At 36.7% G+C, this 26,331-nt stretch carries 25 protein-coding genes and 1 riboswitch; of the genes, 17 read left to right on the plus strand and 8 right to left on the minus strand.

Annotated features, from left to right (window positions below):
- The 3 genes from D5F11_RS07900 (at position 1) to guaA (ending at position 6,117) form a co-directional block, all read left to right on the plus strand.
- Complete coding sequence (locus D5F11_RS07900) at positions 1-2,181, plus strand: transglutaminase TgpA family protein (RefSeq protein ID WP_185830568.1); 2,181 nt, start codon at positions 1-3, stop codon at positions 2,179-2,181.
- 463 nt (positions 2,182-2,644) lie between these two features.
- Positions 2,645-2,746: riboswitch (purine riboswitch) on the plus strand.
- A gap of 224 nt (positions 2,747-2,970) precedes the next feature.
- Complete coding sequence (locus D5F11_RS07905) at positions 2,971-4,305, plus strand: NCS2 family permease (protein WP_120117495.1); 1,335 nt, start codon at positions 2,971-2,973, stop codon at positions 4,303-4,305.
- Between the two features lie 258 nt (positions 4,306-4,563).
- The gene (gene guaA / locus D5F11_RS07910) at positions 4,564-6,117 is read left to right on the plus strand and encodes a glutamine-hydrolyzing GMP synthase (protein WP_120117494.1); all 1,554 of its coding nucleotides are present in this window, start codon (positions 4,564-4,566) and stop codon (positions 6,115-6,117) included.
- Positions 6,118-7,151: 1,034 nt separating this feature from the next.
- On the opposite strand, the gene D5F11_RS07915 is transcribed toward guaA, so the two are convergent.
- Positions 7,152-7,757, minus strand: coding sequence for a TetR/AcrR family transcriptional regulator (locus D5F11_RS07915; protein WP_120117493.1), 606 nt, complete (start codon positions 7,755-7,757; stop codon positions 7,152-7,154).
- Positions 7,758-8,034: 277 nt separating this feature from the next.
- Here D5F11_RS07915 and D5F11_RS07920 point away from each other — a divergent pair, with 277 nt between their 5' ends.
- The 4 genes from D5F11_RS07920 (at position 8,035) to D5F11_RS07935 (ending at position 11,913) form a co-directional block, all read left to right on the plus strand.
- Positions 8,035-8,814 (plus strand): nuclear transport factor 2 family protein, encoded by a 780-nt coding sequence (locus tag D5F11_RS07920; RefSeq protein ID WP_120117492.1) that lies wholly within the window; start codon positions 8,035-8,037, stop codon positions 8,812-8,814.
- A gap of 154 nt (positions 8,815-8,968) precedes the next feature.
- Positions 8,969-10,345, plus strand: coding sequence for an MFS transporter (locus D5F11_RS07925; protein WP_120117491.1), 1,377 nt, complete (start codon positions 8,969-8,971; stop codon positions 10,343-10,345).
- 71 nt (positions 10,346-10,416) lie between these two features.
- On the plus strand, positions 10,417-11,133 hold the full coding sequence (locus tag D5F11_RS07930) for a ferredoxin reductase domain-containing protein (RefSeq protein ID WP_120117490.1): 717 nt from the start codon (positions 10,417-10,419) through the stop codon (positions 11,131-11,133).
- Between the two features lie 231 nt (positions 11,134-11,364).
- Entirely contained in the window at positions 11,365-11,913 is a 549-nt protein-coding gene (locus D5F11_RS07935; protein WP_120117489.1) for a MarR family winged helix-turn-helix transcriptional regulator, read from the plus strand.
- 338 nt (positions 11,914-12,251) lie between these two features.
- Here D5F11_RS07935 and D5F11_RS07945 read toward each other — a convergent pair whose 3' ends face one another.
- The 5 genes from D5F11_RS07945 to D5F11_RS07965 form a co-directional block, all read right to left on the minus strand.
- Entirely contained in the window at positions 12,252-12,794 is a 543-nt protein-coding gene (locus D5F11_RS07945) for a DUF7010 family protein (protein WP_120117488.1), read from the minus strand.
- 10 nt (positions 12,795-12,804) lie between these two features.
- Positions 12,805-13,221, minus strand: coding sequence for a hypothetical protein (locus D5F11_RS07950; protein ID WP_120117487.1), 417 nt, complete (start codon positions 13,219-13,221; stop codon positions 12,805-12,807).
- Positions 13,218-13,658 (minus strand): LytTR family DNA-binding domain-containing protein, encoded by a 441-nt coding sequence (locus tag D5F11_RS07955; RefSeq protein WP_120117486.1) that lies wholly within the window; start codon positions 13,656-13,658, stop codon positions 13,218-13,220. The genes D5F11_RS07950 and D5F11_RS07955 overlap by 4 nt, the downstream gene beginning before the upstream one ends.
- A gap of 608 nt (positions 13,659-14,266) precedes the next feature.
- Positions 14,267-14,569, minus strand: coding sequence for a DUF554 family protein (locus tag D5F11_RS07960; RefSeq protein ID WP_120117485.1), 303 nt, complete (start codon positions 14,567-14,569; stop codon positions 14,267-14,269).
- An 18-nt stretch (positions 14,570-14,587) separates the two neighbouring features.
- Positions 14,588-15,073 (minus strand): prolyl-tRNA synthetase associated domain-containing protein, encoded by a 486-nt coding sequence (locus tag D5F11_RS07965; RefSeq protein WP_120117484.1) that lies wholly within the window; start codon positions 15,071-15,073, stop codon positions 14,588-14,590.
- 194 nt (positions 15,074-15,267) lie between these two features.
- Here D5F11_RS07965 and D5F11_RS07970 point away from each other — a divergent pair, with 194 nt between their 5' ends.
- From D5F11_RS07970 to D5F11_RS26155, 4 genes are all read left to right on the plus strand, one after another.
- Positions 15,268-16,155, plus strand: coding sequence for a LysR family transcriptional regulator (locus D5F11_RS07970; protein ID WP_185830569.1), 888 nt, complete (start codon positions 15,268-15,270; stop codon positions 16,153-16,155).
- An 893-nt stretch (positions 16,156-17,048) separates the two neighbouring features.
- A complete protein-coding gene (locus tag D5F11_RS07975) occupies positions 17,049-17,495 on the plus strand; it encodes a MarR family winged helix-turn-helix transcriptional regulator (RefSeq protein ID WP_120117482.1) in 447 nt (148 codons plus the stop codon).
- Positions 17,496-17,571: 76 nt separating this feature from the next.
- Complete coding sequence (locus tag D5F11_RS07980; protein ID WP_185830570.1) at positions 17,572-18,573, plus strand: serine hydrolase domain-containing protein; 1,002 nt, start codon at positions 17,572-17,574, stop codon at positions 18,571-18,573.
- A 251-nt stretch (positions 18,574-18,824) separates the two neighbouring features.
- Entirely contained in the window at positions 18,825-18,971 is a 147-nt protein-coding gene (locus tag D5F11_RS26155; RefSeq protein ID WP_185830571.1) for a hypothetical protein, read from the plus strand.
- A 123-nt stretch (positions 18,972-19,094) separates the two neighbouring features.
- On the opposite strand, the gene D5F11_RS07985 is transcribed toward D5F11_RS26155, so the two are convergent.
- Together D5F11_RS07985 and D5F11_RS07990 are read right to left on the minus strand one after the other, a co-directional pair.
- Positions 19,095-20,627: a multicopper oxidase family protein gene (locus tag D5F11_RS07985; protein ID WP_120117537.1), complete on the minus strand. Its 1,533-nt coding sequence runs from the start codon at positions 20,625-20,627 to the stop codon at positions 19,095-19,097.
- Positions 20,628-21,236: 609 nt separating this feature from the next.
- Entirely contained in the window at positions 21,237-21,404 is a 168-nt protein-coding gene (locus tag D5F11_RS07990; RefSeq protein ID WP_245998137.1) for a hypothetical protein, read from the minus strand.
- Between the two features lie 530 nt (positions 21,405-21,934).
- On the opposite strand from D5F11_RS07990, the gene D5F11_RS07995 reads away from it, so the two are divergent.
- From D5F11_RS07995 to D5F11_RS08015, 6 genes are all read left to right on the plus strand, one after another.
- Entirely contained in the window at positions 21,935-22,324 is a 390-nt protein-coding gene (locus D5F11_RS07995; protein ID WP_120117479.1) for a MerR family transcriptional regulator, read from the plus strand.
- Entirely contained in the window at positions 22,321-23,487 is a 1,167-nt protein-coding gene (locus D5F11_RS08000) for an MFS transporter (protein WP_120117478.1), read from the plus strand. Before D5F11_RS07995 ends, D5F11_RS08000 begins: the two co-directional genes overlap by 4 nt.
- A gap of 336 nt (positions 23,488-23,823) precedes the next feature.
- A complete protein-coding gene (locus tag D5F11_RS08005) occupies positions 23,824-24,405 on the plus strand; it encodes an NDxxF motif lipoprotein (protein WP_120117477.1) in 582 nt (193 codons plus the stop codon).
- 139 nt (positions 24,406-24,544) lie between these two features.
- Complete coding sequence (locus tag D5F11_RS26160) at positions 24,545-24,682, plus strand: hypothetical protein (RefSeq protein ID WP_185830572.1); 138 nt, start codon at positions 24,545-24,547, stop codon at positions 24,680-24,682.
- Positions 24,683-24,931: 249 nt separating this feature from the next.
- Positions 24,932-25,303 (plus strand): GntR family transcriptional regulator, encoded by a 372-nt coding sequence (locus tag D5F11_RS08010; RefSeq protein ID WP_120117475.1) that lies wholly within the window; start codon positions 24,932-24,934, stop codon positions 25,301-25,303.
- A gap of 5 nt (positions 25,304-25,308) precedes the next feature.
- Complete coding sequence (locus D5F11_RS08015) at positions 25,309-26,169, plus strand: ABC transporter ATP-binding protein (protein WP_120117474.1); 861 nt, start codon at positions 25,309-25,311, stop codon at positions 26,167-26,169.
- Positions 26,170-26,331 lie beyond the last annotated feature (162 nt).

Raw genomic sequence — 26,331 nt, forward strand, 5'->3', positions numbered from 1 at the left:
ATGTTTTCATTCATCCTTTACGCCCTCGGTTTCTTACTGCTCTGGGAATGGCTTTTGCCGCTTGAGCAAGTGACAAAAACGAGTGAAGTCCAATATTTTATTATCTTTGTAGTCGCTTCTTTGCTCCTGAATTTCTTTCATTCTCCTTGGTATATCACATGGCCGCTCAAGTCAGCTTTTATTTTGTATGCACTTTATGCGATATTTTCTGAAAGTATCGAATTTATTTTATGGTTATCTCAATTATTGGGGGAAATCAGGGTTAATACCTCCATGGTTCTCTCACGGGATTGGCTCGACCTTTCTCCTTTATACAGAAGTCTGCTCTTTTTTCTGCTTCTTTGGCAAATCACGTATTTGCTTAGGTATTGGCTGATGATTAAAAGGAAAATCTTTGTTTTTTATTTCATGACCATTTTTTATATCACGTTGCTGGATACATTTACGCAATATAATGGAGAACATGCTATTGTCCGGATTGTTTTCATCGGATTCATCCTATTGGGTTTACTCTTTTTCAAAAGGGTGCTTGAAGCGGAGAAAATGGACGGTCAGCATTTGCTGTTGCGGCGTTGGATGATTCCGCTAGCTTCTATGATTTGCTTTGGAGTGGTGATCGGTTATCTGTCACCTAAAGCTGCCCCAATTTGGCCCGACCCCGTTCCTTTTATTGAGTCGAAGGCAGAAAATATGGGAAGGGGCGGAATTTCAAAAATCGGATATGGGGTAGACGATTCTCAATTGGGTGGACCCTTCCTCAACGATGATAGGCTCGTTTTCACAGTCACAACCTCGACAAGACAATATTGGAAGATTGAAACTAAAGATACTTATACCGGAAAAGGATGGATTGCCTCCGATCAAGCAGGCAAGGAAGTAGAGGACATCCAATATGGCGAGGAGCGACTCCTTGATGACACTGGATCTATCAGCAATGAGATACAGGAAGCAATGTTCAACTTTGAAATCGGCTATCCTCATGTTGTCAGGCCCTATGGGTTTTTATCCGTAAAAGGCGAAGCATCAGGTTTTCTTCGTTATGACCCGCGTTTGGACAAGCTGACCTCTTACACTGGTGATATGAATGAGGTACGTTTACCAAGCTATACAATTAAATACAGGGCGCCATCATATAGCTTGCAGGAATTGAGAGCAACGAAAGGCATTCCTAGCGGAGCAGATTTTTCCATACTTCGTGAACAGTATACTCAATTGCCGGAAAAACTCCCGGAGCGGGTCCGCAGCTTGGCTCTGGAACTGACAGGCGAATATGATAACTGGTACGATAAGGCTCTGGCAATAGAAAGTCATTTTCAGACAGGCGAATTTTCATACGATCAAACACGGGTAGCAGTTCCAAAGGCTGGTCAGGACTATGTTGATCAATTTCTTTTTGATACCAAAAGGGGATATTGTGATAATTTTTCCACGTCCATGGTTGTCATGCTACGATCGCTGGACATTCCCGCAAGATGGGCAAAAGGATATGCTCCCGGTCAATATAAAGGGACTTCCGGCGATGATAACCGGATTTATGAAATAACGAACAACGACGCTCATTCATGGGTTGAAGTGTATTTTCCTTCATTGGGATGGCTTCCGTTCGAGCCGACCAAAGGCTTTAACAACCCTGTCAACATCATGCATGATGAACAGATAGGATCAGCATCTGCGGCCGCTTTTGAAGAAGAGTCTATGGAGACTAAAGAAAGCCAGCCGGATGAAAAAGAAGCGGAAGAAAAAGAAAATCCAGACAATGTAATTGAAAAAGACGCTAAAGCGGGCAACTTCTTTTATAAGTATTGGGCTGGTGTTGGGTTTGCGGTCATTTTGATTGGTCTAGCAGTTGGTGGGTTAATATTAAGCCGGAATTATTGGATACCGCGCCTTGTGATATGGACATATAAAAATAGACAGGAAGATGAGGCTTTTACCGGTGCGTACGAAATATTACTCAATAGGCTGGACAGTGTTGGTTTAAAGAGACATCCGGGACAGACGCTCCGCAGTTATGCGGCTGATGTTGACAATCACTTTGACACTACCGATATGAGCCATTTGACGGAACGGTACGAGAGGCTGGCTTACGCCAGAAATGAAAACTCGACAAATTGGGAATATAGCAAAGAGCTATGGGAAAATTTAATTAAAAAGACCATGAATAGAGTGAAGAAAGAATAGATAAGCTGAACGATAAATTTGTGATTTATTTCGGAGCGAATTTAAACATGTGCAAAGTAATGTTGCGCTTCGGACAGTATCTTTGTAATCCGGACAGTAATGCTGAATTACGGACAGTATCTTCGTATTTTAAGCAGTAACGCTGAACATTGGACAGTATCTTTGTATTCTGGCCAGTAAAGCAGAATTACGGACAGTATCTTCGTAATCTGGACAGTAATGCTGAACTCCGGACAGTATCTTTGTATTTTGGACAGTAAAGCCGAACATCGGACAGTACTGTCATATTCAATATAGTTTGAACGAAAAATCTTTGATTGATTACGTAACTGAATCTAATCTTGTGTAGCAGTTCCATGAGGAACTTTAATTTTACTTATATAGATGAGAAGAAACCGCAAAGCATCTTGCTTCAGTGATAAAATATTGACTGGTTGTTCCAATCTTGATAAAGTAAAGTAAACAGAATTTTGTCGTATTATATCGTATAATCGCGGGAATATGGCCCGCAAGTTTCTACCAGGCTGCCGTAAATAGCTTGACTACGAGATAAAGTTGGGGATTTTCCTTCATTGTCATATAATCCCTTATTATTGTAGATCAATCTCAGTCAACGCCTTAAGTCGTAGTTGCTTAGGCGTTTTTCTGTGTTCTGAAAGAGGGTGTGTTCATACTAGAAAGATTTGGAATCAAGCTGGTTTCACAGTCTTTGAATTATAAAAAGCTATTTAATGAGAAAGATTATATTATGGGGTTTTGACAATCAACCTCATTTTGGAGGAAGAATAATTGAAGAATTATTTTAGGTTTGATGATTTAGGTACAAATTACCGCAGGGAGACGATTGGCGGAATCACAACGTTCTTATCCATGGCTTATATCCTGATTTTGAATCCAATCACACTATCCCTTGAAACCGTAAAAGATCTTCCAGATGCTCTGAGGATGGACCATGGGGCAGTTTTCGTCGCAACTGCTTTGGCTGCTGCCCTTGGTACACTTCTGATGGGCCTTATTGCAAGGTATCCGATTGCTCTTGCTCCGGGAATGGGATTAAATGCGTTCTTTGCTTATACTGTAATTTTAACAATGGGAATCCCATGGCAAACGGCTTTAACCGGCGTACTATTTTCAGGAATCATATTTATATGTTTAACACTAACTGGTATCCGGGAAATGCTAATTAACTCGATTCCACCTGAATTAAAGATCGCAGTCGGCTCCGGAATCGGATTGTTCATCACCTTTGTCGGACTGCAAAATGCAGGCCTGATTGTGAATGATGATGCCGTTCTTGTCGGTCTTGGAAACTTGAGAGACGGAAATGTCATCTTGGCGATTGTTGGAATTGCTATTACGGTGATTTTAATGACACGTGGTGTCAAAGGCGGGATTTTCTTCGGGATTTTAATTACCGGAATCATCGGTATGATAGCAGGTGTTGTTCCTAAGCCGGATGCAATTGTTGGTTCCGTACCAAGCATTGCTCCTACATTCGGGGTCGCATTGGAACCAATTTTTAACACGCCGGGCGAGGTATTTACACTTCAAATGCTTGTTGTTGTATTGACCTTCTTATTTGTTGATTTCTTTGATACAGCAGGTACACTTGTAGCTGTTGCGCAGCAGGCTGGATTGATGAAAGGCAATACGCTTCCGCGTGCTGGCAAGGCTCTATTGGCTGACTCTACAGCGACTGTGGCAGGTGCCATTTTGGGAACCTCCACGACAACCTCTTATGTTGAATCAACGGCTGGAGTGGCTGCAGGTGCAAGGACAGGCTTTGCTAATATCGTTACAGCGATTTTATTCTTGCTATCCCTGTTTTTCTACCCATTGTTGGGTGTTATCACTGCATCTGTCACTGCACCGGCGCTGATCATCGTCGGAGTATTGATGGTGTCCGGAATTGGTGGAATTGATTGGAAGAGATTTGAAATTGCTGTTCCGGCATTTTTTACAATTGTTTCCATGCCATTGACGTATTCCATTGCTACCGGTATCGGAATAGGCTTCATCTTTTATCCAATTACAATGATCGTTAAAGGAAAAGCGAAAGAAATTCACCCAATTATGTATTTCTTTTTCGTGATCTTCGTTCTTTACTTCATATTTATAAAATAATATCGGCTGCAGCTTGCAGAGTAAGGTCTCTCTTATCTGCAAGCTTTTTTGAATGAAGCATAAGTGATTTAATGGAAAATTAAATCATAAAGAGAACTGGTTGACCATGAAGAAAAACGAGTATAAAATGAAAAAAATTGACAATCATATGAACCGTTCTTGGTGGGAACACGACGGTTGGAAATCATGATATGATGAGTGGAGAAGGACTCTGTCGAATGTTTGCAAGGACGGAGTTTAGATATGGAGGGTGCCTACATGCCAGGAAAAACAGAACTGCAAAATCAAGAAATGATTATGGTATTGGACTTCGGAAGTCAATATAATCAGTTGATTACTCGAAGAATCCGCGAATTCGGTGTTTACAGCGAGCTTCATCCGCACACCATCACTATTGAAGAGATTGAAGCTATTAAACCGGCGGGTATAATTTTATCCGGTGGACCGAATAGCGTGTATGGAGAAAATGCTTTTCGTGCTGACGAGAAAATCTTTGAATTGGGAATTCCTATTCTTGGGATCTGCTACGGAATGCAACTAATGACGATGCATTTTGGAGGCATTGTCGAAAGAGCGAAGGGAAGAGAATACGGAAAAGCTTCTATTGAAGTAAGAGAAGGGGCTCCCCTTTTCAAAGGCCTTCCTGCAGAGCAAGTGGCATGGATGAGCCATGGCGATCTGGTCAAACAAGTACCTGAAGGTTTTGTTGTGGATGCTGTTAGTTCTTCCTGCCCGATTGCTGCCATCAGTAATGAAGAGAAAAAGTTTTTCGGCGTACAATTCCATCCGGAAGTTCAACACTCTGAATATGGCAATGAACTGTTGAAAAACTTTGTTTTTGATGTGTGCGGCTGTAAAGGCGAGTGGACAATGGGCAGTTTCATTGATGTTGAAATGGAAAAAATCCGTCAAGAAGTCGGAGATAAGAAAGTTTTATGTGCACTAAGCGGCGGTGTGGATTCTTCTGTTGTAGCGGTTCTTATTCACAAAGCAATCGGTGATCAATTGACTTGTATTTTTGTCGATCATGGTTTACTTAGAAAAGGCGAAGCCGACAGCGTCATGAAAACATTCCGCGAAGGCTTCCACATGAATGTCATCAAAGTTGATGCGAAAGACCGCTTTTTATCTAAATTAGAGGGTGTGTCTGATCCAGAGAAAAAAAGAAAAATCATCGGAAACGAATTTATCTATGTCTTTGACGATGAAGCGGCAAAATTGGAAGGCATTGATTTCTTGGCTCAAGGAACCCTTTATACCGATATTATTGAAAGTGGAACAGCAACTGCACAAACTATTAAGTCCCACCATAATGTCGGCGGATTGCCAGAAGATATGGAATTTAAATTAATTGAACCATTAAATACCTTATTTAAAGATGAAGTAAGAGCACTTGGTACAGAACTGGGAATCCCTGATGAAATCGTATGGCGTCAGCCATTTCCGGGACCTGGTCTTGGAATCAGGGTTCTAGGAGAAATCACAGACGATAAGCTCGAAATCGTTCGAGAATCCGATTATATTTTACGTGAAGAGATAAAAAAGGCTGGTCTTGATAGAGACATCTGGCAATACTTCACAGTGCTGCCTGACATTCGAAGCGTCGGAGTAATGGGGGATGCTCGGACATATGATCACACCATCGGAATCAGAGCTGTTACTTCCATTGACGGAATGACTTCCGATTGGGCACGTATACCATGGGAAGTTCTTGAAACCATTTCTAGACGGATCGTTAATGAAGTGGAGCATGTCAACAGAGTGGTATACGATATTACAAGTAAGCCGCCTGCGACGATTGAGTGGGAGTAATTCACTAAGAGCATTTGAAGTGAAAACGTTGATTTGACTGCATTTCGATGGTACGTAGAATGGATAAAACAATTAAAAATGAATAGGTTCTCCGCCAAGATTCCGCCAGGGGAAACGGAGAAAAATGAGGGATATTGTGTAAAAGCAATATCTCTTTTTTTATTTCTAATTTTCTTGAACTCACTGATTATCAAGGTTCTTCACATTAATTATTAGAAGGTGGGATAAGTATTAAAAATTTTATTAACATATCTAAACGTCCTTTCAAGGTTTATCTCCGCCAAAAGGGTACTTTATTGGGTATGGTTAAACCTACCTTGGAGTGGTAGAAGAGGAAATATAACATTATCTATGGCAATATCGACAAAATAAAGGACGAGGTGTGGCAAGAAATTTATGAGTCATATAAAATGTATATTCTATTTTGTGCAACCAATCCCATGCATGTGGAGTATGTATCGTGGCTGTCAAGGGGAGATGAGTAGAAGTAATTAAAGGATTGATATAATAAGGCTTCATTGTTTTTTTACGAAACACCGTTACACTCCTGTATATTATTAACTTACTTCTATCTTTGGGTTGGAGTCGGATTGAGAGAGTTACTTTCATCAGACGAATTATTCGTTTTAATACAGCAACACTAAAAGGATCTTTATTTTACGGCAATTAACCATAAAAAAACCTCCTGTATAATAGTGTCATGCCTGTTTGCATGCAGCTTTCATTACACAAGAGGTTATTCTATTTATCGTGATGGCTCTCCAGTCCGCAAGAGGTGGCTCTTTTTTCCGCAATGACCGGCTCAAAAGTACGCACATGTGGCTCAATTCATCTGCAATATTCAGTTGATAAGTAAACAGGGCGTTCATGTTTCTTTTGATGTTGCAGGCCGCGTGTTGCTTACATCCATCGAGTTAACTGGAATTAGCGAGTCATTACCAATGAGCTCAGTTCCAACATGGTTTATCGCTAGTATATTTCTATACGGCAAAATATTTATACTCAGTACTTAGGCTATTTCTTTCTTACTAATTTTATTCTTCGACGGCGATTCCAGCAGCTTTGAAGTGTCCATAGGCAACGATTTTACTAAATTGTGATGAAACTTCTTCCACAGGAAGGGGCAAATCGTTTTTGATCCACCAAATGATGACCCCCATAAAAGCTGATACGAGATATTCGAGTAGCAATTCTTTCGATATTTTTAAAGTAGATTTTCCCTGAGAAGAAGTCCAGCCCTCATTTAACTTATCTTTAATAATCTTCTCCATTTTTGACTGAAACAAATAAATTTTATTCTCTCCAACTAACATCGCTTGATAATAAGAGGTATTATGCGAAATGTGTTCCAATATAGTCTGCATGACGGTCTCAAGTGTAGAAATACTAAAAGGTCTCATGCTGATAGGACATTGAACGATGGCGTTTTTTATTTCCTCCAATAACTCTTCCACACATCTATCTAATAAATCAGGCTTATCTTGGTAATGGAGATAGAAAGTGTTTCGATTGATCATTGCGCGATCGGCAATATCCTGGATCGTTATGGCTTCATAGCCTTTTTCCTGAATAAGTTCATAAAATGCCTTTCGAATCGATTGGTTCGTCCGCAATACCCTTAGATCGGTTTTCTTATTCATTTTTTCGTTTCCTCTCAAAAAAAATTTAGATCGTTAAGCGACAAATTTCTACGAATTGTATATTATCCATCAAAAACAAAAATATTGGATATTGTATATGGTATTTCCTCTTATTATAATGGGCATTAGATAAATAAACAACATATTGTTCATTAATGCCTATAAATTTGAAGGAGGGGAAATAAAGTAAAAGTTAATAGTTAGGAATTGGTCAATCAGGGATTATACTTATCTAACTTAAATAATGTGAAATTTAATAAATACGGAGGTTTTTGAAATGACAATAAATACTAAAAATGAGCTTGTTCTTAAAGCAATCGCAGTCATAGAAAGTTTAGAGAACGGTAATCCTGAAGCTATTACCGCTTATATTAATCCAGACAAATATATTCAGCACAATCAGTCCTTACTCGATGGTCGTGATGCCATGCTTGGCGCACTTGATCATTTAAAGGAAATAGGTACAAAGGTAAGTGTTAAGCGTGCGTTAGTCGACGGAAATTATGTTGCACTTCATTCTGAATATGATTTTTTCGGCCCCAAAATCGTTTTTGATATATTTCGTTTTGAGAATGGACTGATCGTTGAACATTGGGATAATTTGCAAGAAAAGGTAGAAAAGACACCAAGCAATCATACGATGATTGATGGACCGACCACAATTAAGGATATAGACAAGACTGATGCAAACAAAGAATATGTTAAAAGTTTTGTGGAGAATATCTTAATTGGGAAGAACCCAGATCTGCTTACCTCTTACTTTGATGGGGATAACTACATTCAGCATAGTCCACATATTGCAGATGGCCTTTCCGGTCTTCACGCTGCAATGCAGGAGCTCGAGGAGAAAGGTATTAAATTTCAATACACTCAAGTTCATCAGATTATCGGACAAGGTGATTTTGTTCTTGTGGTGAGTGAAGGTATATTTAATGGTCAACAAACTGCTTTCTATGATTTGTTCCGCGTAGAGGATGGAAAAATCGCCGAGCATTGGGACGTAATCGAAACCATATTGCCGGAAGAGGAGCGAAAAAATTCGAACAGTAGATTTTGAAGTTTGTCTAGCGGAATCGCAGAAAAACATCGCCACATTAAATGACGGCGATGTTTTTCGTATCACAGACATATCTGAGCGATAAATTAATCATCAAAGAAATAAAAGAGCGTTGCTTCAACAATGCTTAACTAAAGAAATGAGGTGTCTCTTAATGCAAACCAATCATAGAATTCAAAGGAATAATGAAGAGTTGTTATTAGGCGTTCTTGTCTTTACGCTCATTATCGCCGTCATGAATTTAACCATGTTTAATGTTGTACTTCCAGATATCAGTAAACAGTTTCAGCTTTCACTATCACAAGCAGGCTGGATCGTCACGAGTTATATGATTGTCTATGCAATCGGCTCAGTAACTTACGGGAAATTGTCAGACATTTATAGCTTAAAGAATTTGTTGACCTTTGGTCTATTACTTTTTGCAATTGGATCAGTTGTTGGTTTGGTGGCTATTAAATTTTGGATGCTTATTGTGGGACGAATTGTACAGGCAGCTGGTGCATCAGTCATTCCGGCGATTTCAATGATCGTTCCGGTTCGTTACTTTTCACCCGAAAAGCGTGGACGTGCTTTGGGTACCATTGCAATCGGGTTCGCGCTAGGTTCGGCATTAGGTCCGATTATTGCCGGGGTGACAAGCAGTACGTGGAACTGGAGAGTTTTATTTGTGGTTTCCCTTCTATCGTTGCTGACGTTGCCAATGTATCGTAAATATTTAAATGATGAAAAGCGGAGTGCCGGCAAAATGGATTTTATCGGCGGAACACTTTTGGCAGGTACAGTAGCCACCCTGTTACTGGCTTTAACAAATGGGAATATATTGTTTGTTACGACTGGGACCATTTTCTTTATTTTGTTCTTATTACGTATTTTCTACGCTTCAGCGCCATTTATAGATCCGGCTATATTTCGAAACAAATCGTTTTCATTCAGTCTTATTATTGCTTTCGTAATGATTGGAGTTAGCTTTGCTATTCCATTTATTACACCTCAGTTACTCTCTTCTATAAACCAATTGTCAGCGGCTTTCATTGGAATTGTTATGTCCCCGGCAGCCCTTGTGGCTGCATTATTGGGACGGAGGGGAGGACAGTTGGCTGATGAAAAGGGAAATCCGTTTCTTGTGTATACTGCAGCAACACTTCTTATTATCGGTTTTATCTGTTTGTCTTCAGTCGTCGGCATGTCGCCGGTCCTTATTGCAATCTTTCTTATTTTCGCTGTCCTAGGTCAATCGTTCATGCTAATCGCTATGTCGAACACTGTTTCACAAACGCTATCAAAAAAACATACGGGAGTAGGAATGGGGTTGTTTACCATGATCACTTTTATTTCAGCAGCTGTATCAACAGCTTCAATCGGCAAGGTACTTGATTTTGGCACATCAACCATTCGCTTGAATCCGATAAATCAAAATAGCATTACTTTTGTATATGGCAATATTTTGCTGTTACTAGCCGTTCTAGTTGTTGTGATGGTCACATTTTATTATGCACAATTTGGACGTAAAAAAGGTGTTGATACCACCTAATTGAGAATCATTGTCACTTATTGTATAGTAGATAGTAACGATAAATATAATTGAGTAGAGGAGAATAGATAATGAAAATATATTGGACTAAAATAAATAAGATTATTGAAGAAGCACCTGAGGTTAAAACGTACCTGCTCGACTGTCCGGAAGACTTTACATGGGAAGAAGGTTCCCACACTCACTTCGCGCTGGAAGGTTTTAATGCAGGGGATAAACCAAATCGCAGCCTGGTTCGACATATGTCAATCTCCACATTACCGAATGAAAATTCAATTGGTATCACAACACGCATAAGAGAGCAGTGCTCTGAGTATAAAACGATTTTAAGAAATCTTGAAGTCGGCAGTGAAGTTGCATTATTTAAAACTCATTCGAATGTACCGCTTAAAAGAGAAGACAAAAATGTTTATCTGCTGTCAGCAGGTGTTGGCCTAGCCACTTTCAGACCGCTTGTACTTGATTATTTCGAACGTGCTGACAACGTCAATCAAGTTCATTCCCTAAACATCGATTCATCCAAAAACTTCTTATTCACTAATATTTTTGAATCCGCACCTGATAAAAAATTCACATCACAGTTTGTCGATAACCGAAAAGACTACTATGACGAAGTGAAAAACCTTGCTGCAGACAAGGAAGGACTCTTCTATATTGTTGGCAGTGACGAATTCCTCATGCAGAACATTGAAGTACTGCGTGAGCAGTGCATCAAGCCGGAACAGATTATGCTCGACAAACGTGAAGATCAACTGCCTGAGTTTTTATCATTTGATGTGTCAGTTTAATAGAGACAAAATATTTTCTTGGTAAATACTCAATCAATGTTCCATTAATGGGCGCTTTAACGGTAGAAAGAAGCGCTTTTTTTATTATTGTACCGTATTATGAAATATTTAAAATTGTTGAGCATTCTTTGAATTACAAGCATCTTATGTGGAAATCAGAGAGAAGGCATAAACATCTTTTTATAGTTAGACTCTTATATAGTTAGATTATCTAATTATTGGAGTGATAAAATGTCTAAATTTGATCGAGGATTCATAGATAAAGATACTTTACCTAAATTGGGATTAGAGCCATATGTAGAACTTATTAATAAATCATCATCAATTGATACCAATACTGAAGATGCAAAGATCGGATTGATGTTGCTATGGTTAAGTGACTACTTTTTAGATGTAGTGGATATGGAGTTAGCTCCATTTGAAATTACTGAAAGTAAATTGGACTTATTAATATTACTTACTTTACATGGTGAAAGACGAGCGACGCCATCCGCAATAGCAGAACGCTTAGGAATTGCAAGAGCATCGGCAACCTCTATGATTGACTGGTTAGAAAAGAAAAATCTAGTCATCCGAAACCACAGTACGCAAGATCGTAGGAGAATTTATGTAAGTTTAACAGAAGAAGGGCATACTTTTGTAAACAAAGTTTTGCCAACTTATTGGTCATCTTGTGCTTCTAGCATGATAGATTTGAATTCTGATGAGCGTAAAGTATTTGAGAAAATAATAAAAAAACTAACAAAATCTATGCAAAAAAGACTTGGAGTGGAGCGTTAAACTGTAGCAATGATAGTACAGTTTCTCTTATAGTCATTTAATTAGGTTATCTAACTATAATCCAGGAAAGCCAAAAAGGAAGATATATTCAATGAACAGAGCAATTTCAAGAGAATAAGTAAATTACTCTCTGATGACTGAAACTATACTGGTTTCAAAAATTAGAACGCGACTTAACAAATCAACTTTATATCTTAGATAAGCATTATGAAGGAGAAGAAGGGCAAAGTTTTCAAGTGGCTGGAAAGAAAATCACTCCGAAATGGAGTGGGAGTAATTCCCTTGTTTGATGTATTTAAGCTTGCCTCAATCAAAAAGCCAGTCTAATTTTTTTCAGACTAGCTTTTAATTTCCTTTTTCAGCATTAAAAATAAGAAAATTACACCGACTTCTACGATCAGCGGGACAAAAATAATATTTAAATGGAGGAAAATCACACTTATCAAAATGGCTATACAAATAAATATTGAACTATATCGATAGCTTTTTGATTGATAAAAGAATGAATATGGTAATAAATGTGCACCGTAAATTATTGCATATACAGGTAAGCACCACATAGGTGCTTTAACTAATAGAAGAATACAAATAATTAAATATAAGACTTGATTGTTTGTTGCAATCAATAGTCCATTAATTAATGGATTTTCTTTATAAAATAAATCAACATTTAATATTTTGGCACAAAGAATTGAAACAGGAAACAGCAATGCACCACAAGATAAAATGCCAATATTCTTTATTATTAAATCTAAAGGCAGCAAAGTGATTATTGTAATAACTCCCCAAATAAATATCGAGGCCATAATAAAAGGAAGACCCTTCTTTTGCTTCTTTGCAATATCATTTAATAACACTTGTAAGCTAGTATTGATGTTCATTTCCGACTCCTTAATTTTTTAGCGCTTTATTCAAACTATCCGCTATTTTTTTATTTTCATATTTTGAGAAAAAATAAAATCCGATGATATGACCGATCAACGTTATCAATAAAATTAGGAACAAATAGGGTTTGACAAATTCAAATACTTTCGGTGAAAAAAGATATACGCTTTCTATACCACAGAAGAAATTCAAAAAAGTACTAATAATAATTTTAGTTGTTACTTTGAATGTAGAGTAGTTCCACAAATAAGGATAAGCTATACCAAAAACAATCCCCATTAGAATACTGATTCCAATTAAATTCCAAATATAAAGAAATGGGACTATTTCTTCATGAAGATTAAAAATAGTAATTAAAAAAACAATCCAAATCATCCCTAAAAATGAAACCTGCAAAAAGTTATTTTTTAGGTCTTTTATCATATCAATCTCTCCTTAATAGACTTTGCATAATGTCTACTGACAATATACTTATTTTGTTGTTTTGTAATAACTTCCAATCTCGCATGACTTCCCGAAGCAAATGAGCGTATTTGATTCAAATTCAAAATCATCGAATTGTTGATTCTAACCAATCCGAATGATTCCAAGTAAGATAATTCTTTTAAAATCTTATTCAGCAATAGCTCTGTACCATCTATTAAAAAGATTTTGGTAAAATGACCAGATGCTTCAATTGCTTCGATGTCATTGAGTTCAATCATAACCTGACGATTTGTTTTGAAATCTGTTGCGCTTAATGTTATAGATTGAAAAACATGCTGTTCAAATGTCGAAAGCAATTCTTTATTCGATGGATTACTAATAATCTCAATTTCAGAAGATGGTTTATTGTTTTTCCAAATATAGTTGAATTTCATGTTGATCTCCTTTCTGTTTATATCGTAGCAACACTTCTCAGAACTTACGATGATTTTTCGTTTTGTTGCAAAAAAAATAGACTTTGTTACAACATTGAATCAGTAAATTGAAAACTACAGTATCCGACCATCAAAAGCCCCAGAGATATTCAGTTAGTGCTAAAGGCAATGAATCTAAATTGACTATTAAAACAGAAGCATTTTTGCGAATGAAGCACCCTTCTTTTACAAATGAGGGAACAAAATTACATGTTATGAGAGAGTATAATGAGGAACGAATACAAGAAAAATACCCCCTCGAATATGGGGAGCAAGTAGCCTAAAAAGGTGATTTATGTGTGTCTCAATTTGTTCTTTTATAAATTTTAAGATTGACTTGCCAGAATTCAAAGTTGGAATAAAGTCCTTTTATTTGACGGAGCTCAAGAAGAATTATTCGGAGAACTTTACATGTTGTCCTTCCACTACTCTCCTTTACTTCGCTAACTATATTTTCAACCATCCCTTACCGGTTACTTCTATCACAGTTTCCACTGTGCATTGATGATGTGACAGTTCAAAATGGTTCTATGAAACTAGTGGAACATATTGAATGGAAATTCGATGAATTACCTCATATATTGATTGTTGGTGGTACTGGCGGAGGAAAGACGTACTTTATCATCTTTGTAGGTTACTTTCTGCTGAATAAATGTATCAAACCGATTGAGCTTATAATCAATATCAATAATATCTCCTACAATTGCACCAATTGTAATAGAAATAATAAGTATCATAATATTGGTGTTGGTTGAAATCCCACTGATACCTATATAGAGAACGCAAAGTCCTACTCCCATCATCAATGTGTTCTTTATTTTCTCCGAGATACTTTCCTTCAAAAGGCTTCCAAATACTCCAGTTAAGCTCATTAATATGTTTCCTATTATTTATACTTTTAGAAAACGAACAGTATTTCCATGCTTTTCTATAATACTTTGTAAGTCTTGTGGAGAAAGCCATAAAGTAGCTGTGTTTTCATTTGGATGAATTCCGATAGTATGAAACCTCATCAATTCTTCGTCAATGAAAACTTCAACTTTTCGTTTCATATCATTCAGTATACCTAAAGGAGTAACTGATCCTTTTTTTAAACCCAGATAGCGAAATAAATCATTTTCTGATGCAAAGCTAAGTGGCCGTGAGCCAAGTAACAAACGTAAGTCTTTCAAGTTTATTACCTTATCCTTGCTAATAACCAACAAATAATAATTTTTCTTCTTGTCATCACGAAGAAAAAGGTTTTTCACAATCAAGTCGGCCTTCGGTAGTCTGAAGCTATCAATTTCATCGATTGTATTAGCAGGTGGATGTTCTACCACACTATATTTCATTTGTAATTTGTTCAACATATCTATAATTTCCACTTGATTCATATCATTTCACCTTTGTTATAGATTTGAGAATATGGTATTTTATCCTAGTTACGCATTAAAAAAAACGTTTATTTTGTAATTGACATGACAATTTCTCATGTTTTAATTTTATTTATTATACAGCCACTTGTAAAACGAAAGTTTTTAATGAAGGATATGACGTAATTGCATATCTCACTATCGGAGGAATGATAATGGACACTAAAAAACTTGAAACTCTGCTTAAGGTAATTGAGTACGGAAGTATAACAAAGGCTGGTGAAGATTTAGGTTATACACAATCAGGTATAAGTCATATGATTAAGTCTATTGAAAGGGATTTCGGCTTTCCTGTTCTGAAACGGAATCGAACAGGAGTAGAACCAACGGATGATTGTAAAAGAATGATACCTACATTAAGGCAAATGGTTAATTGGAATGAACAACTTGAACAAATTATCGCTTCCATAAATGGAATAACCATAGGAAAAGTTCGTGTAGGAACATTCACAAGTATGTCTGTGCATTGGATTCCAAAAGTTATAAAAGCATTTCAAAATCAGTATCCTAATATTGTGATTGAGTTGGTTGAAGGCGGGGGTCAATCATTATCTTATGGAATAGAAAACGGCTTGATTGATATAGGTTTTGGACTTCGCCCGACAGAGATTAATGTGGATTGGATTCCTTTATTTGAAGATTGCCTCATGGCTGTTATTCCTAGGACCTTTCAGCTAGATAGTGCAGAACATTTTTCAATAAAGCATTTTGATCAATCTCCATTTATTGCTCTGCCGGAATATTTTGATCGGGAAGTACAAAGTGTTTTTGAAACACATGGTATCACTCCCGATATTAAATTTTCTTCAACAGATGACTATACCATTATTTCAATGGTTGAGCAGGGATTAGGATTAAGTATACTTCCCCAAATGGTACTTCAGGGTTATATACATTGTCGAGTTCAAACTTTACCATTAGAACCTTATTGCAAACGTCAACTAGGCATTGTGTTACCATCCATTAAAAATGCGTCTCCTGCAACAGAGAAATTTATTGAATGTGTGAAAAAGATTATCCAAATTGAAAAAGAAAACCAATAGAGACAAGTTTCATTGTTGTAAGGCATTTTACTTTGTAGAGAACAAGGAAAATAGTTGATTATAATTATTTATCTTAAAAAGGAAGAACATAAAATTCCATGAATCTCTACAAGTCTTAAGAAACTGTTTTTATCCATAATTTATTTATGGAAAGAATGATGTTTTATTCTTTATGAAAATATCTTTATTCTCTCTACACCTGGAATAAATTCTTTTTCATTTGGTTTAGATTCTATTCCTCCAAAAGGCATTAGAATCCAAGCTTCTGGCATTTTCCACGTTTCCTTCACTTCATTATCAATCAACGGATTATAATGTTGTAAAGATGCCCTATACTCTTCTTGGCAAGGCTAATCATACAGCAAATTGAGCAATCCCTGTTGACTGTACTGTCCAATTTTAAAAAAGTTCTATGTCAAATGTTGGGGTGAACCTCTTCCTCCCCAACAAGACTTCCAATTTTTTTATCCTTGAGTTAATTTCATAATTTAGAGCCCTTGAGGTTCAAGGCTTCTAAGACACTCAGCATTTTGATCAAACATTATTTTAAACTAACATGTTTGGTTTTCTTTTGCCTTCCCGAAACAAGAAACCCAAACACCCAAATTCTTTTTTTGGTTTACCATTGATTTTTTGTCGCGCCTATAAGGGGATGAACCTTCGGTATCCGTATGAACATTTGGAGATTATCTTCGAATGAACATCACAAACTACTTGATTCTTTTACCCAAAAAGTTGTAAAGGAGAATCACCGCAGTTTGCAATTAAGTCTCTTTAGGTGTTTTGGAGGATATATTCAATCAATCTATATGCAATTAGAAAAAATGAGGTTGCATTTTAGTTCATTTTCATTAATAATTAATGTGTATTAATGATTTGGGGTGATTTGAAAAATGTTACAGCAATTAGTTCAGCTAGTGAAAGAAATTAATCAGATTGAATATGAAACAAACCTTTTGTTGACGGAAGAATTTTCATCGCTTTTAGACGATAAAATTACTGATAAACAAGCTGTATTTTTAAATTTTCTGCATCAAAAAGGAGCCCTTCAAACTTATGAACTATCCAAACTGATGGGGACTTCTGCCAGTGCTATAAGCCAATTGGTAAATAGATTAGAAAAGGATGGCTACATCAAAAGAACTGTTAATCTAAAGGATAGAAGGGAAGTTCTCATTGAGCTTGATAAACGGGGTCATTCTTATTTTCACAAGCAAGAGGAGATTGAACTGGCGATCATCGATAAATATTATTCAAAATTAGAAATGGATGACCTGATTCATTTAAAAGACATTTTCTCGAAATTTAAAAAAATCGTTGTGCAGGAGCAAAATAAATAGAGCTCATTTCATTTTTGCTTCGACAAATATTTAATATAGATAAATTATTTATATAGATTAATTGGAGGGGTTTGTTTTGGATAGTGATACTTTACAACAGGAAATATTTAGGATTGTACAACCATACGTTAAACTTCGGAAATATTTATTATTATCCATTGGAATTGTGTACAAGAATCAATCTACTACTTTACTTTATACTGGCTCTGATACAAGTTTTAAAGAGGAAGACAAACCTTTTATTTATGAAATCGGTTCTATTTCTAAGGTTTTTACAACTACGGTTCTGGGGGAAATGATACAGAAGGATCTACTCTCCAAGGGCGATTCCATTGGCCGTTATATCCCAAAATTATCCGATAATCATCCCGTTACGTTAAGTCATTTGGCGAATCATACTTCGGGGATACCAGGGATAGGCCTATGGAAATCAATTACCAATCTTTTTGATTCAAAAACACCTCGCGATCCCTATTGTTTATTTTCCCTAGGTGAAGTCATTGATTATTTTTATAAGCATCGTAAAGAACCTAAATTAAAATTTCGTTATTCTAATGCTGGCATGGGGTTGTTAGGACATATTTTAGCCATGAAACTAAACACCGACTATGAAACAGCTATTAAAAAAATCATAACGGATCCCTTACATATGGAAGATACATTTATTTTGGTTCCTTCAGAAAAAAAACAACGTGTGCTGCAAGGGCATGATGTAAAAGGGCGAGAGCAGCAACCGCTCCATATGAGTGACTTTATGGGAGCCGGCGCTTTACGATCAACTGTTGATGATATGTTGAAATTTATGAAAGCACATATAAGCAGTGAAAACAAAGGCTATCAATTAACACAGAAAGCCACATTGAAAATTGCCAAAAATATGAATGTCGGTTTAGGGTGGTTCCTAGAAGATGAGATAGTTTGGCATAATGGTTCAACACAAGGATTTTCGAGTTTTTTAGGTTTTGATCCAGCGCAACAAATAGGTGTAATTGTTTTATCCAATTATCGATCTCGATTATTTGCCACTAACCCTAATCAGATAGGAACAGATATACTTAAGCTTTTACGAACCAGCTAATAATTGTAAAGATTCTTCATTCGTATAATGGTAATCAAGCAATAAAAAAGATAAGTTCCGCCAGAATCACCGCCAAAAAGCGTTTTTAAGTTGTGAAGATTTAGAGTGGTAAAAGTGAAATACAACATGATCTATGCAGATCCATCATGGCGGTGTTACAGAAAGCGGCATTATCAGATAATGAATTTGAATATCTGTAACCTACACTATCTCTAATAAAGATAGTGTTTATTTTTATGGCGACCTTTCCCATGTTGAAGGAGGTTTTAAAAGTCACCCTTGAAGATTTAAAAGAACGGTTAGGACGTGCTCGCTGGCCGTACGAACTTCCTGGAACGTGGTGTGCCGCTGGGTTACTTGAAGGAGTTGACCGATTATTTAATAAAGGTGAGAGGTAGAAGCGGTGAGTGAATCTCATCGATATTATACAAGATATGGATATTCTCTTTCTCTCCTCGTTTCACAATCGCGTCATATTAAAGAAAGGAACACTGTCTTATTCTATAAGTTCACTCGATTCGTCAGCGGACAATAATATACGGTCTCATCATTTCATAATCCTCATGCTCCAAGATGTGACAGTGCCAAACATATAGTCCTGTGAAAGGACCAAACTTCATAATAATTCGAGTGACTTGTTCGGGATTGGCTCTTACGGTATCCTTCCATCCTCGTTCTTGCGGCTCGGGAGGTATCGTTGGACTCGTATAATGGATCACTCCCTCTTTGTTATACTTGTCTACATCGAAATTTCTCCGATCTATTATTTGGAAATCGATTAAGTGAAGATGAATAGGATGTGAATCGCCAGTCAAATTAATAAGATACCATATTTCGGTTGATCCCAGTTTTGGATTTTCAGATATGGGGGCTCCCCACTCCTTATTATCCAACAGCATGAATTCGCGGCCATACTGGTCTCTGGTGTCATTTAATGTAAGGTATCTTGAATTTGAAGATAACTGTTCATTTATTTGGGGAAAAGGCGCCATATTAGCCGGAATAACGCTGGTATCTACACTAGAAAGGGGAAGGGTTACTGAAAACTGCATGACTGTTCCAGTATCTTCATCAGGCGGGGCTCCTGTAGGGAAAGGGGTAGGTGCATCGTTTATCATAATAATATGTTTGTCCTCGAGATTTGTAAAATCAATTATTATCTCCGCTCGTTCTGCAGGCGCTAATAAGATTTCTTTGAGACCTATCGGATATTCCATGAACCCTGAATCTGTTGCAATTTGATATAGAAGTTGTCCCGAATCGAGCTTAATCCTAAAGAAACGGCTGTTGGATCCGTTTAGCAGTCTGAAGCGATATTTACGCGGTTCAACTTTTAAAAACGGATGTACTTTGCCGTTTACTACAATTGTATTCCCAAAAAATTCAGGAATAATCGATGTTTCTAATTCTGGGACAGGTGAGTCCGGCTGCTTCGGATAAAAAAGAGAGCCACCTTTATTTAAGGACTTATCTTGTAGCATAAGAGGAATCTCATACTTGCCGCATGGTAAATTTAATAATCGCTCACGTTGATCTCTAATAAAATAAAATCCTGCTAATCCGGCATAAATATTAAGTCTGGTAATACCGAGAGCATGATCATGATACCAGAGTGTGCAAGCCGAGTTGCAATTATCATATCGATAGATTTGTTTTCTGAAATAGGGGCCGACTTGCTGAAATCCCTTTGTAAACCAGGCCTCCGGATAACCGTCGCTTTCCCACTCCACACAAGCACCGTGGAGGTGAACTACTGTGCGTACTTCCGGCACCTCCATACCAGCACCATGTACTGTATAGTCTATAGGGAACAAGTGCTTATCTGGAAGGTCGTTCATCCATTTAATAAACACGATTTCTCCGCTGTTTACTTCAATTGTAGGCCCCGGATAACTGCCTTCGTAACCCCAAACCGTTGTATCATTTAATTCCTTGTGAAGTGATTGCTTGAATTCTGTCATATTTACTTCGTAATAAGTATAAAACTTATTTTTCCAGCGGGGTTGTAAAACAGGTGGGATGGGAAGTTCGTCTACAAATTTAGAGAGACCTATTTCGGGAGAATTGTCTTCCATCGCGCCACATTGGTTACCAGATGTGCATTTACATTGTTCACCGCATCGACAATTTGGATTATTACAGTATGGATTGGTGCAGTTCCTTGTTAAATTGTGCAAGTTGGGTGAAATATCATCATCTATACTCATCCAGATTCCCCCGTTTTTTGAATTTTCGCCACAGCTATTATTTGCCCGCACATTGCCAAATATCTGAAAAGCTATGACGTGCCTATCACAAGTACTGGCTTTCATGCCATAATTCCTTCCTATCTTGATCTATTCTTAAATTATGCATATTGGGCTTGGACAAATACAAAAAGAACACCTGGGGAAAAAGCTAATTTCAATCCCAACTCTCACGGCATAAATGACTAAAACTGCAAAAAGAGGTCGAATTTCATGGGGAATAATACGCCTAATCTCTTACAGATGAAAAAAGTTTATTCACCTCAACATGTTGATCTTTTAACTAATCTGAGCCAATACCACCAATTATCATTAAAATTAAGCTGAAAAATTATATGATTTAGTTTAAGTCGCTTTGTTCCATTAAATGACCATAAGTCTACGGTATTTGATGAAAAAAATCTGTATAGGGTGAAATTAAAATGATTCCAACACGGCTTTAAAATCCAGCCAGTTGTTTGATGAAAATGCCCCAATAACATTTTCCAAAACAGCGATAACTGGATATGATCTATTTGTTGCACACCGCATTTCTTCGATAAATCCGTATTGCTTGATAAAACAAACTCGATTGACTTTTTGCAAGAACTCCCCGCTTTCCGATATTCGATAGGTTCTGACAGGGCTAACCAATAGTACAAAACTGCTTTACAGTTTCTTTTCTAATATCGGTTCTTGATATTTCCGAGCGTGATGTCTACTTAAATATGAAGCAATCTTTTTTCAAGCCGATAGTACATTTTAGGAAAGTAACTTATTTTCTCCCTAGAAGGTTGTACAGACATATTTTCACATCCTGAGACAATCATTCGGAGGAACACATCATTGCGCAGATGCTCACTCATTCCCATTTTTGAGGCAAGCAGTTCCGCAATTGTTGATTTTTCAGATGCCATAACACCAGTAATTTAAAAAATAGTTTGTTCTAATGTAGAACCCGTCCTTTAGAATAATTAATTTTCACCAACTTGTTTAATAGAGACGGGGAAGATTCAAAACATTCGTTTTATTGATGTTTATTATTGGTGGCCTTACCTTAAGTTTAGATATTGACCCTCACACCATGTCATACTTTAATATGGCTATAACGTAGTAACTTGGGAGGGAAAATTATTATGAAAATAGGCGAATTATCATCAAAAACCGGAGTCAGCATCCGATCTATTCGATACTATGAGGAAAAAAACTTAATTTATCCAAGGCGATTAGAAAATGGATACCGTGTATATGGCGAAAAGGATGTGGAGCGTGTAAAAGCAGTTCAACTTTTTTTAGAGTTGGGTTTAAATACGGATGAGATTTCTCCTGTTATATCCTGTGGATCTTTTCATCCCGTCGATAATAACTCTGACTGTGCTTCTACTGCACTTTCTCTTTACAGAAAAAAATTAGAAAAAACACGTGAACAAATAAATAATTTACAGGAAGTTGAAAGAGAATTAGAAAACTTAATTGACTTTTGGACCAATGTAGAAAATCAAGGTAAAGGCAGTGACGTAAAATGAATTACCGTATTTTCATTTTAGTACTTGGGACTTTCATTATTGGTACAGATGATTTTGTCATTGCCGGTATATTAACAAGTCTAGCAGAAGATATGAATGTTTCTATTGCTATGGCAGGACAATTAGTTACTGCCTTTGCAATTGCCTACGCAATTGGTGCTCCTGTTTTAGGAACGATAACATTTAATATACCTCTAAAAGCACTGCTGGTAGTGTCTATGCTCATTTTTACAATTGCTAATGGTTTCTCTGCAATAGTACCCTCGTTTGGATGGTTATTTGTCACAAGGGTAGTGGCTGCTCTTGCTGCTGCGTTATTTACTCCTTTGGCTATGGCGGCATCTGCAAGTTTAGTCCCTGTTACAATGCGTGGGAGGGCTTTATCCTTTATCATCACTGGAATTACTGTGGGATTAATACTAGGTGCACCTATTGGAACCTGGGTTGGAAATACAATATCTTGGCGTTATTCTTTTGCGCTAGTTTCTTTAGTTTCTTTAATCACTACAATTGGCGTATTTATCATGTTACCCAAAATTGAACGGGAAGCTTATATAAGTTTAAAAGAACGATTGAAAAGCTTTAATAAAACAATATTGTTAACCTTAAGTGTTAGTATTATTGCTACGACTGGTGGCTTTATGACTTATACGTATATAGCGCCTATCATAACAACCATCACTGATATTGAGAATATTAGTATCTTCTTACTGTTGCTAGGAATTGGTGCCCTTTTTGGTAATCTTGTTGGAGGTTATTTCACAGATCGTATAGGCGCGCCTAAAACACTGATGCTAACCCTTGCTGGATTTGGGATGCTACTAATAGCTTTCTCGATGTTAACCCTATTAAACCCGTCTGCATTGTCCATTGCTCTCGTTTCTCTTGTTGCTTTATTATGGGGAATTCCCGGTTTTGGTATGAATCCAGCACTCAATTCGTACCTGATTTCATTAAGCCCTCATCATGCTTCCATGATTCTCTCTTTTAGTGCATCGGCTTTATACTTGGGAATTGGTTTAGGAGCTGTTATAGGCGGAGGAGTAATAAGTATAAGTTCTATAGACTATGTAGGCTTAATAAGTGGTATACTTGTCGGCATTGCATTTATGATTTTTACTTTTGTGCAGCATTTTTTTGTGAAAAAACGCGAATTAAAATAAGTGAATATTTTATCAACTTCATTTGGAATTAAACCAAACTTAAATTCGACATCAAAGAAGTAATAAAATAGGGGGCTTCAAAGTATTTAGTGGAATTACTATTTTAATAGCTCGATAACAATTAAATTATAAATTGGATTATTTGGTGGAATATGTAATGGGATTTGTTAATGGATTTGATACAATAGGGGTAGGGGAAATTTTTCAGGTCGTAAAAGGTCTTATTTTTGGTTCTTTACTAATAATACTGTGATATTATATCGGGAAGTTTTTTGTTAGATTATTTATTAAACAATTGAAATGGAACATCTCTATTTCAAGGGGGAGAAATTAATTATGAGAAAAATTTTTTATAGCATTTTCATTATTTTTGTATTAAGTGCATGTTCCCAGGAAGAAAATATTGACGCTACAGAGGATGAGACTCCTCTTACAACGAACATAGAAATCCCTAGTGCTATTTTCACCTCTGAAAAAAACAATAGTACAATTGACGAAGAGGAAATGAAGTTAAGCATAAAAACATATTTAGACAGTAGCGAAGAATTAGATAATGCTATTTATCCATTTGAAGAGATTATCGATGAAGATGAGGAACTAAATGAAAGTGAATTAGAGAAATTTAACAGAATTAATAAGCTTGTAAAAGAGAATGATGAGAATTTCTCTAATTATATTTTGAACAATACCTTGCCTGAAGGCTATCAAGAAGAGTCAGAGAGAATTAGTCGTTACATTACAGCTTCAAATGAGTATATTCAAGAATTAAATGAAATGCTTGAAGGAAACTTTTCTGAAATAGACATTGAATCATTCATTGATAAAAGCGGTGTGGTCAATGGAAAAGAACAGAAAAAAATAGAAGAATTCCTTGATAAGAAGAAGATTCACACCAAAGCATTTGGACGGGAATATTAAAGACATAAAGGAAAGGTTAATCCATTGAACTGTACAAGACGCATTCCAAAAGGTGCCCTGATTTAAATAGGGGGCACCTTTTTGAATAATGACTTTTAACTTCATTCAGCAGAAGTCTCCCACTTCTTTAAGTGGTGAGATGAATGCATATTGGCATTCCATTCAGTGGGGGGTCAAACCCCGGCTGAATAAAGTTAAAGCCTCCGGCGGTTGCCACAGATTTTCAGAGGAAATTTATCGAGCGGAGCTCGATAAAATCTGGGCGCAAATACGCTAAGGCGCATTTGATTATTTATAATGGTAACAGTAACCTAATAACCTTAGTAACATAGGGGTTTTAGGACTTTATTATTGATTGTGGCACATCATATTAAGTTTTCCAAAAGAAGGTTTCTGAATAGAACATAATGACCTCGCTTCTATTTCTAAAAAGACATGAAGAAAATAGCTTATCTTGATGAGATTATTCAAGCTTTTCTATACTGTGTATAATAGAGATATACAATGATAAAAAAGAGGTATCGGCATGCAAATTATTATATCAAACAGTTCGAAAGAGCCAATTTATGAGCAGATTGTAAAGCAAATTCAAACGTCAATATTGTCAGGAGAACTGGAGGAAGGAACCACATTGCCTTCCATGAGACAGCTGGCTAAGGATTTAAAAATAAGTGTAATCACTACAAAACGGGCATATGAAGAATTGGAGAAATCAGGATTTATCTATTCGATTGTTGGGAAAGGTTCGTTTGTAGCAGAACAAAATTTAGATGTAATTCGTGAGAAAAAGTTAAGGGTAATTGAAGAGCAATTAAGTGCGGTTATCTTCAATAGTCGAGAAATTGGACTATCTTATGGAGAACTGCAGGAATTGTTAAAGTTGTTGTACGAGGAGTGATCTGGATGGAAAATGTGATAGAATTCCGTGGCGTTTCTAAAGCGTTTAAGGCATTCTCTATAGAAAATCTTGATTTACAGATAAAACAAGGGTATGTAACAGGATTTATTGGAGCGAATGGAGCGGGAAAATCGACCATAATAAAGCTGATAATGAATCTTTTACAGCCAGATAAAGGGGAAGTGAACGTATTTGGACTAGACTATGCGAGTTATGCGAAAGAAATAAAAGAACGCATCGGCTTTGTTTACGATAGCAATATATTTTATGAATCATTGAACCTGAAGGATATTACCAGAATCGTTGGACCAGCTTATCAACGATGGAATAATAATCAATTCAAAGCTTATATTGATCAATTTGAATTACCTATGAATAAACCGATTAAAAAATTTTCTAAAGGCATGCAGATGAAGGCATCTTTAGCGATTGCTTTATCCCATGATGCGGAATTAATCATAATGGATGAGCCAACAGCTGGATTAGACCCGACTTTTCGCAGAGAGTTATTAGACATTTGTCAAGAAGAGATGGTAGATGAAAAAAGGAGTATTTTCTTTTCGACGCATATTACAAGCGACTTGGATCGTTTTGCGGATTACATTGTACTGGTTGATAAAGGGGAAGTTCTCTTTAATCAGTCTATTGACGAACTGCAGGATCAGTATGCGTTGGTGAAAGGCAGTATCGATTTGCTTGATCGAGATACTGAAGCGAATTTTATTAAAATAGATCGATCCCAAAGCGGATTTCAAGCTTTAACAAATGATGTAAAAAAAGTAAAAGAAATCTTCAGTAATCATGTTGTGATTGAGAAGGCTTCTTTAGAAGAAATTATGTTTTATGTGAAAGGAGCACGCAAGTAAGGTATAGCTACTTTTGTTCATACCCTTGACTGTTTTATTAATACATTTTTATGTTAAAAGCAGAAACAAAGCAAATAATGAAGACTGAAAGAATTTTACTTTTGAATATTCCAGGAGAGATCTTAAACATTTCGTTAAGGTCTCTCTTTTGTTTATAAAAGA

Source organism: Siminovitchia terrae, assembly GCF_003605405.2.
Classification (GTDB): domain Bacteria; phylum Bacillota; class Bacilli; order Bacillales; family Bacillaceae_C; genus Siminovitchia; species Siminovitchia terrae.

Excerpts from the sequence above, each read along its gene's own strand:
- D5F11_RS07900 (WP_185830568.1), top strand. The coding sequence starts at position 1 with ATGTTTTCATTCATCCTTTACGCCCTCGGTTTCTTACTGCTCTGGGAA.
- guaA (WP_120117494.1), top strand. The coding sequence starts at position 4,564 with ATGCCAGGAAAAACAGAACTGCAAAATCAAGAAATGATTATGGTATTG.
- D5F11_RS07915 (WP_120117493.1), bottom strand. The coding sequence starts at position 7,757 with ATGAATAAGAAAACCGATCTAAGGGTATTGCGGACGAACCAATCGATT.
- D5F11_RS07920 (WP_120117492.1), top strand. The coding sequence starts at position 8,035 with ATGACAATAAATACTAAAAATGAGCTTGTTCTTAAAGCAATCGCAGTC.
- D5F11_RS07925 (WP_120117491.1), top strand. The coding sequence starts at position 8,969 with ATGCAAACCAATCATAGAATTCAAAGGAATAATGAAGAGTTGTTATTA.
- D5F11_RS07930 (WP_120117490.1), top strand. The coding sequence starts at position 10,417 with ATGAAAATATATTGGACTAAAATAAATAAGATTATTGAAGAAGCACCT.
- D5F11_RS07935 (WP_120117489.1), top strand. The coding sequence starts at position 11,365 with ATGTCTAAATTTGATCGAGGATTCATAGATAAAGATACTTTACCTAAA.
- D5F11_RS07945 (WP_120117488.1), bottom strand. The coding sequence starts at position 12,794 with ATGAACATCAATACTAGCTTACAAGTGTTATTAAATGATATTGCAAAG.
- D5F11_RS07950 (WP_120117487.1), bottom strand. The coding sequence starts at position 13,221 with ATGATAAAAGACCTAAAAAATAACTTTTTGCAGGTTTCATTTTTAGGG.
- D5F11_RS07955 (WP_120117486.1), bottom strand. The coding sequence starts at position 13,658 with ATGAAATTCAACTATATTTGGAAAAACAATAAACCATCTTCTGAAATT.
- D5F11_RS07960 (WP_120117485.1), bottom strand. The coding sequence starts at position 14,569 with ATGAGCTTAACTGGAGTATTTGGAAGCCTTTTGAAGGAAAGTATCTCG.
- D5F11_RS07965 (WP_120117484.1), bottom strand. The coding sequence starts at position 15,073 with ATGAATCAAGTGGAAATTATAGATATGTTGAACAAATTACAAATGAAA.
- D5F11_RS07970 (WP_185830569.1), top strand. The coding sequence starts at position 15,268 with ATGGACACTAAAAAACTTGAAACTCTGCTTAAGGTAATTGAGTACGGA.
- D5F11_RS07975 (WP_120117482.1), top strand. The coding sequence starts at position 17,049 with ATGTTACAGCAATTAGTTCAGCTAGTGAAAGAAATTAATCAGATTGAA.
- D5F11_RS26155 (WP_185830571.1), top strand. The coding sequence starts at position 18,825 with ATGTTGAAGGAGGTTTTAAAAGTCACCCTTGAAGATTTAAAAGAACGG.
- D5F11_RS07995 (WP_120117479.1), top strand. The coding sequence starts at position 21,935 with ATGAAAATAGGCGAATTATCATCAAAAACCGGAGTCAGCATCCGATCT.
- D5F11_RS08000 (WP_120117478.1), top strand. The coding sequence starts at position 22,321 with ATGAATTACCGTATTTTCATTTTAGTACTTGGGACTTTCATTATTGGT.
- D5F11_RS08005 (WP_120117477.1), top strand. The coding sequence starts at position 23,824 with ATGAGAAAAATTTTTTATAGCATTTTCATTATTTTTGTATTAAGTGCA.
- D5F11_RS26160 (WP_185830572.1), top strand. The coding sequence starts at position 24,545 with ATGAATGCATATTGGCATTCCATTCAGTGGGGGGTCAAACCCCGGCTG.
- D5F11_RS08010 (WP_120117475.1), top strand. The coding sequence starts at position 24,932 with ATGCAAATTATTATATCAAACAGTTCGAAAGAGCCAATTTATGAGCAG.
- D5F11_RS08015 (WP_120117474.1), top strand. The coding sequence starts at position 25,309 with ATGGAAAATGTGATAGAATTCCGTGGCGTTTCTAAAGCGTTTAAGGCA.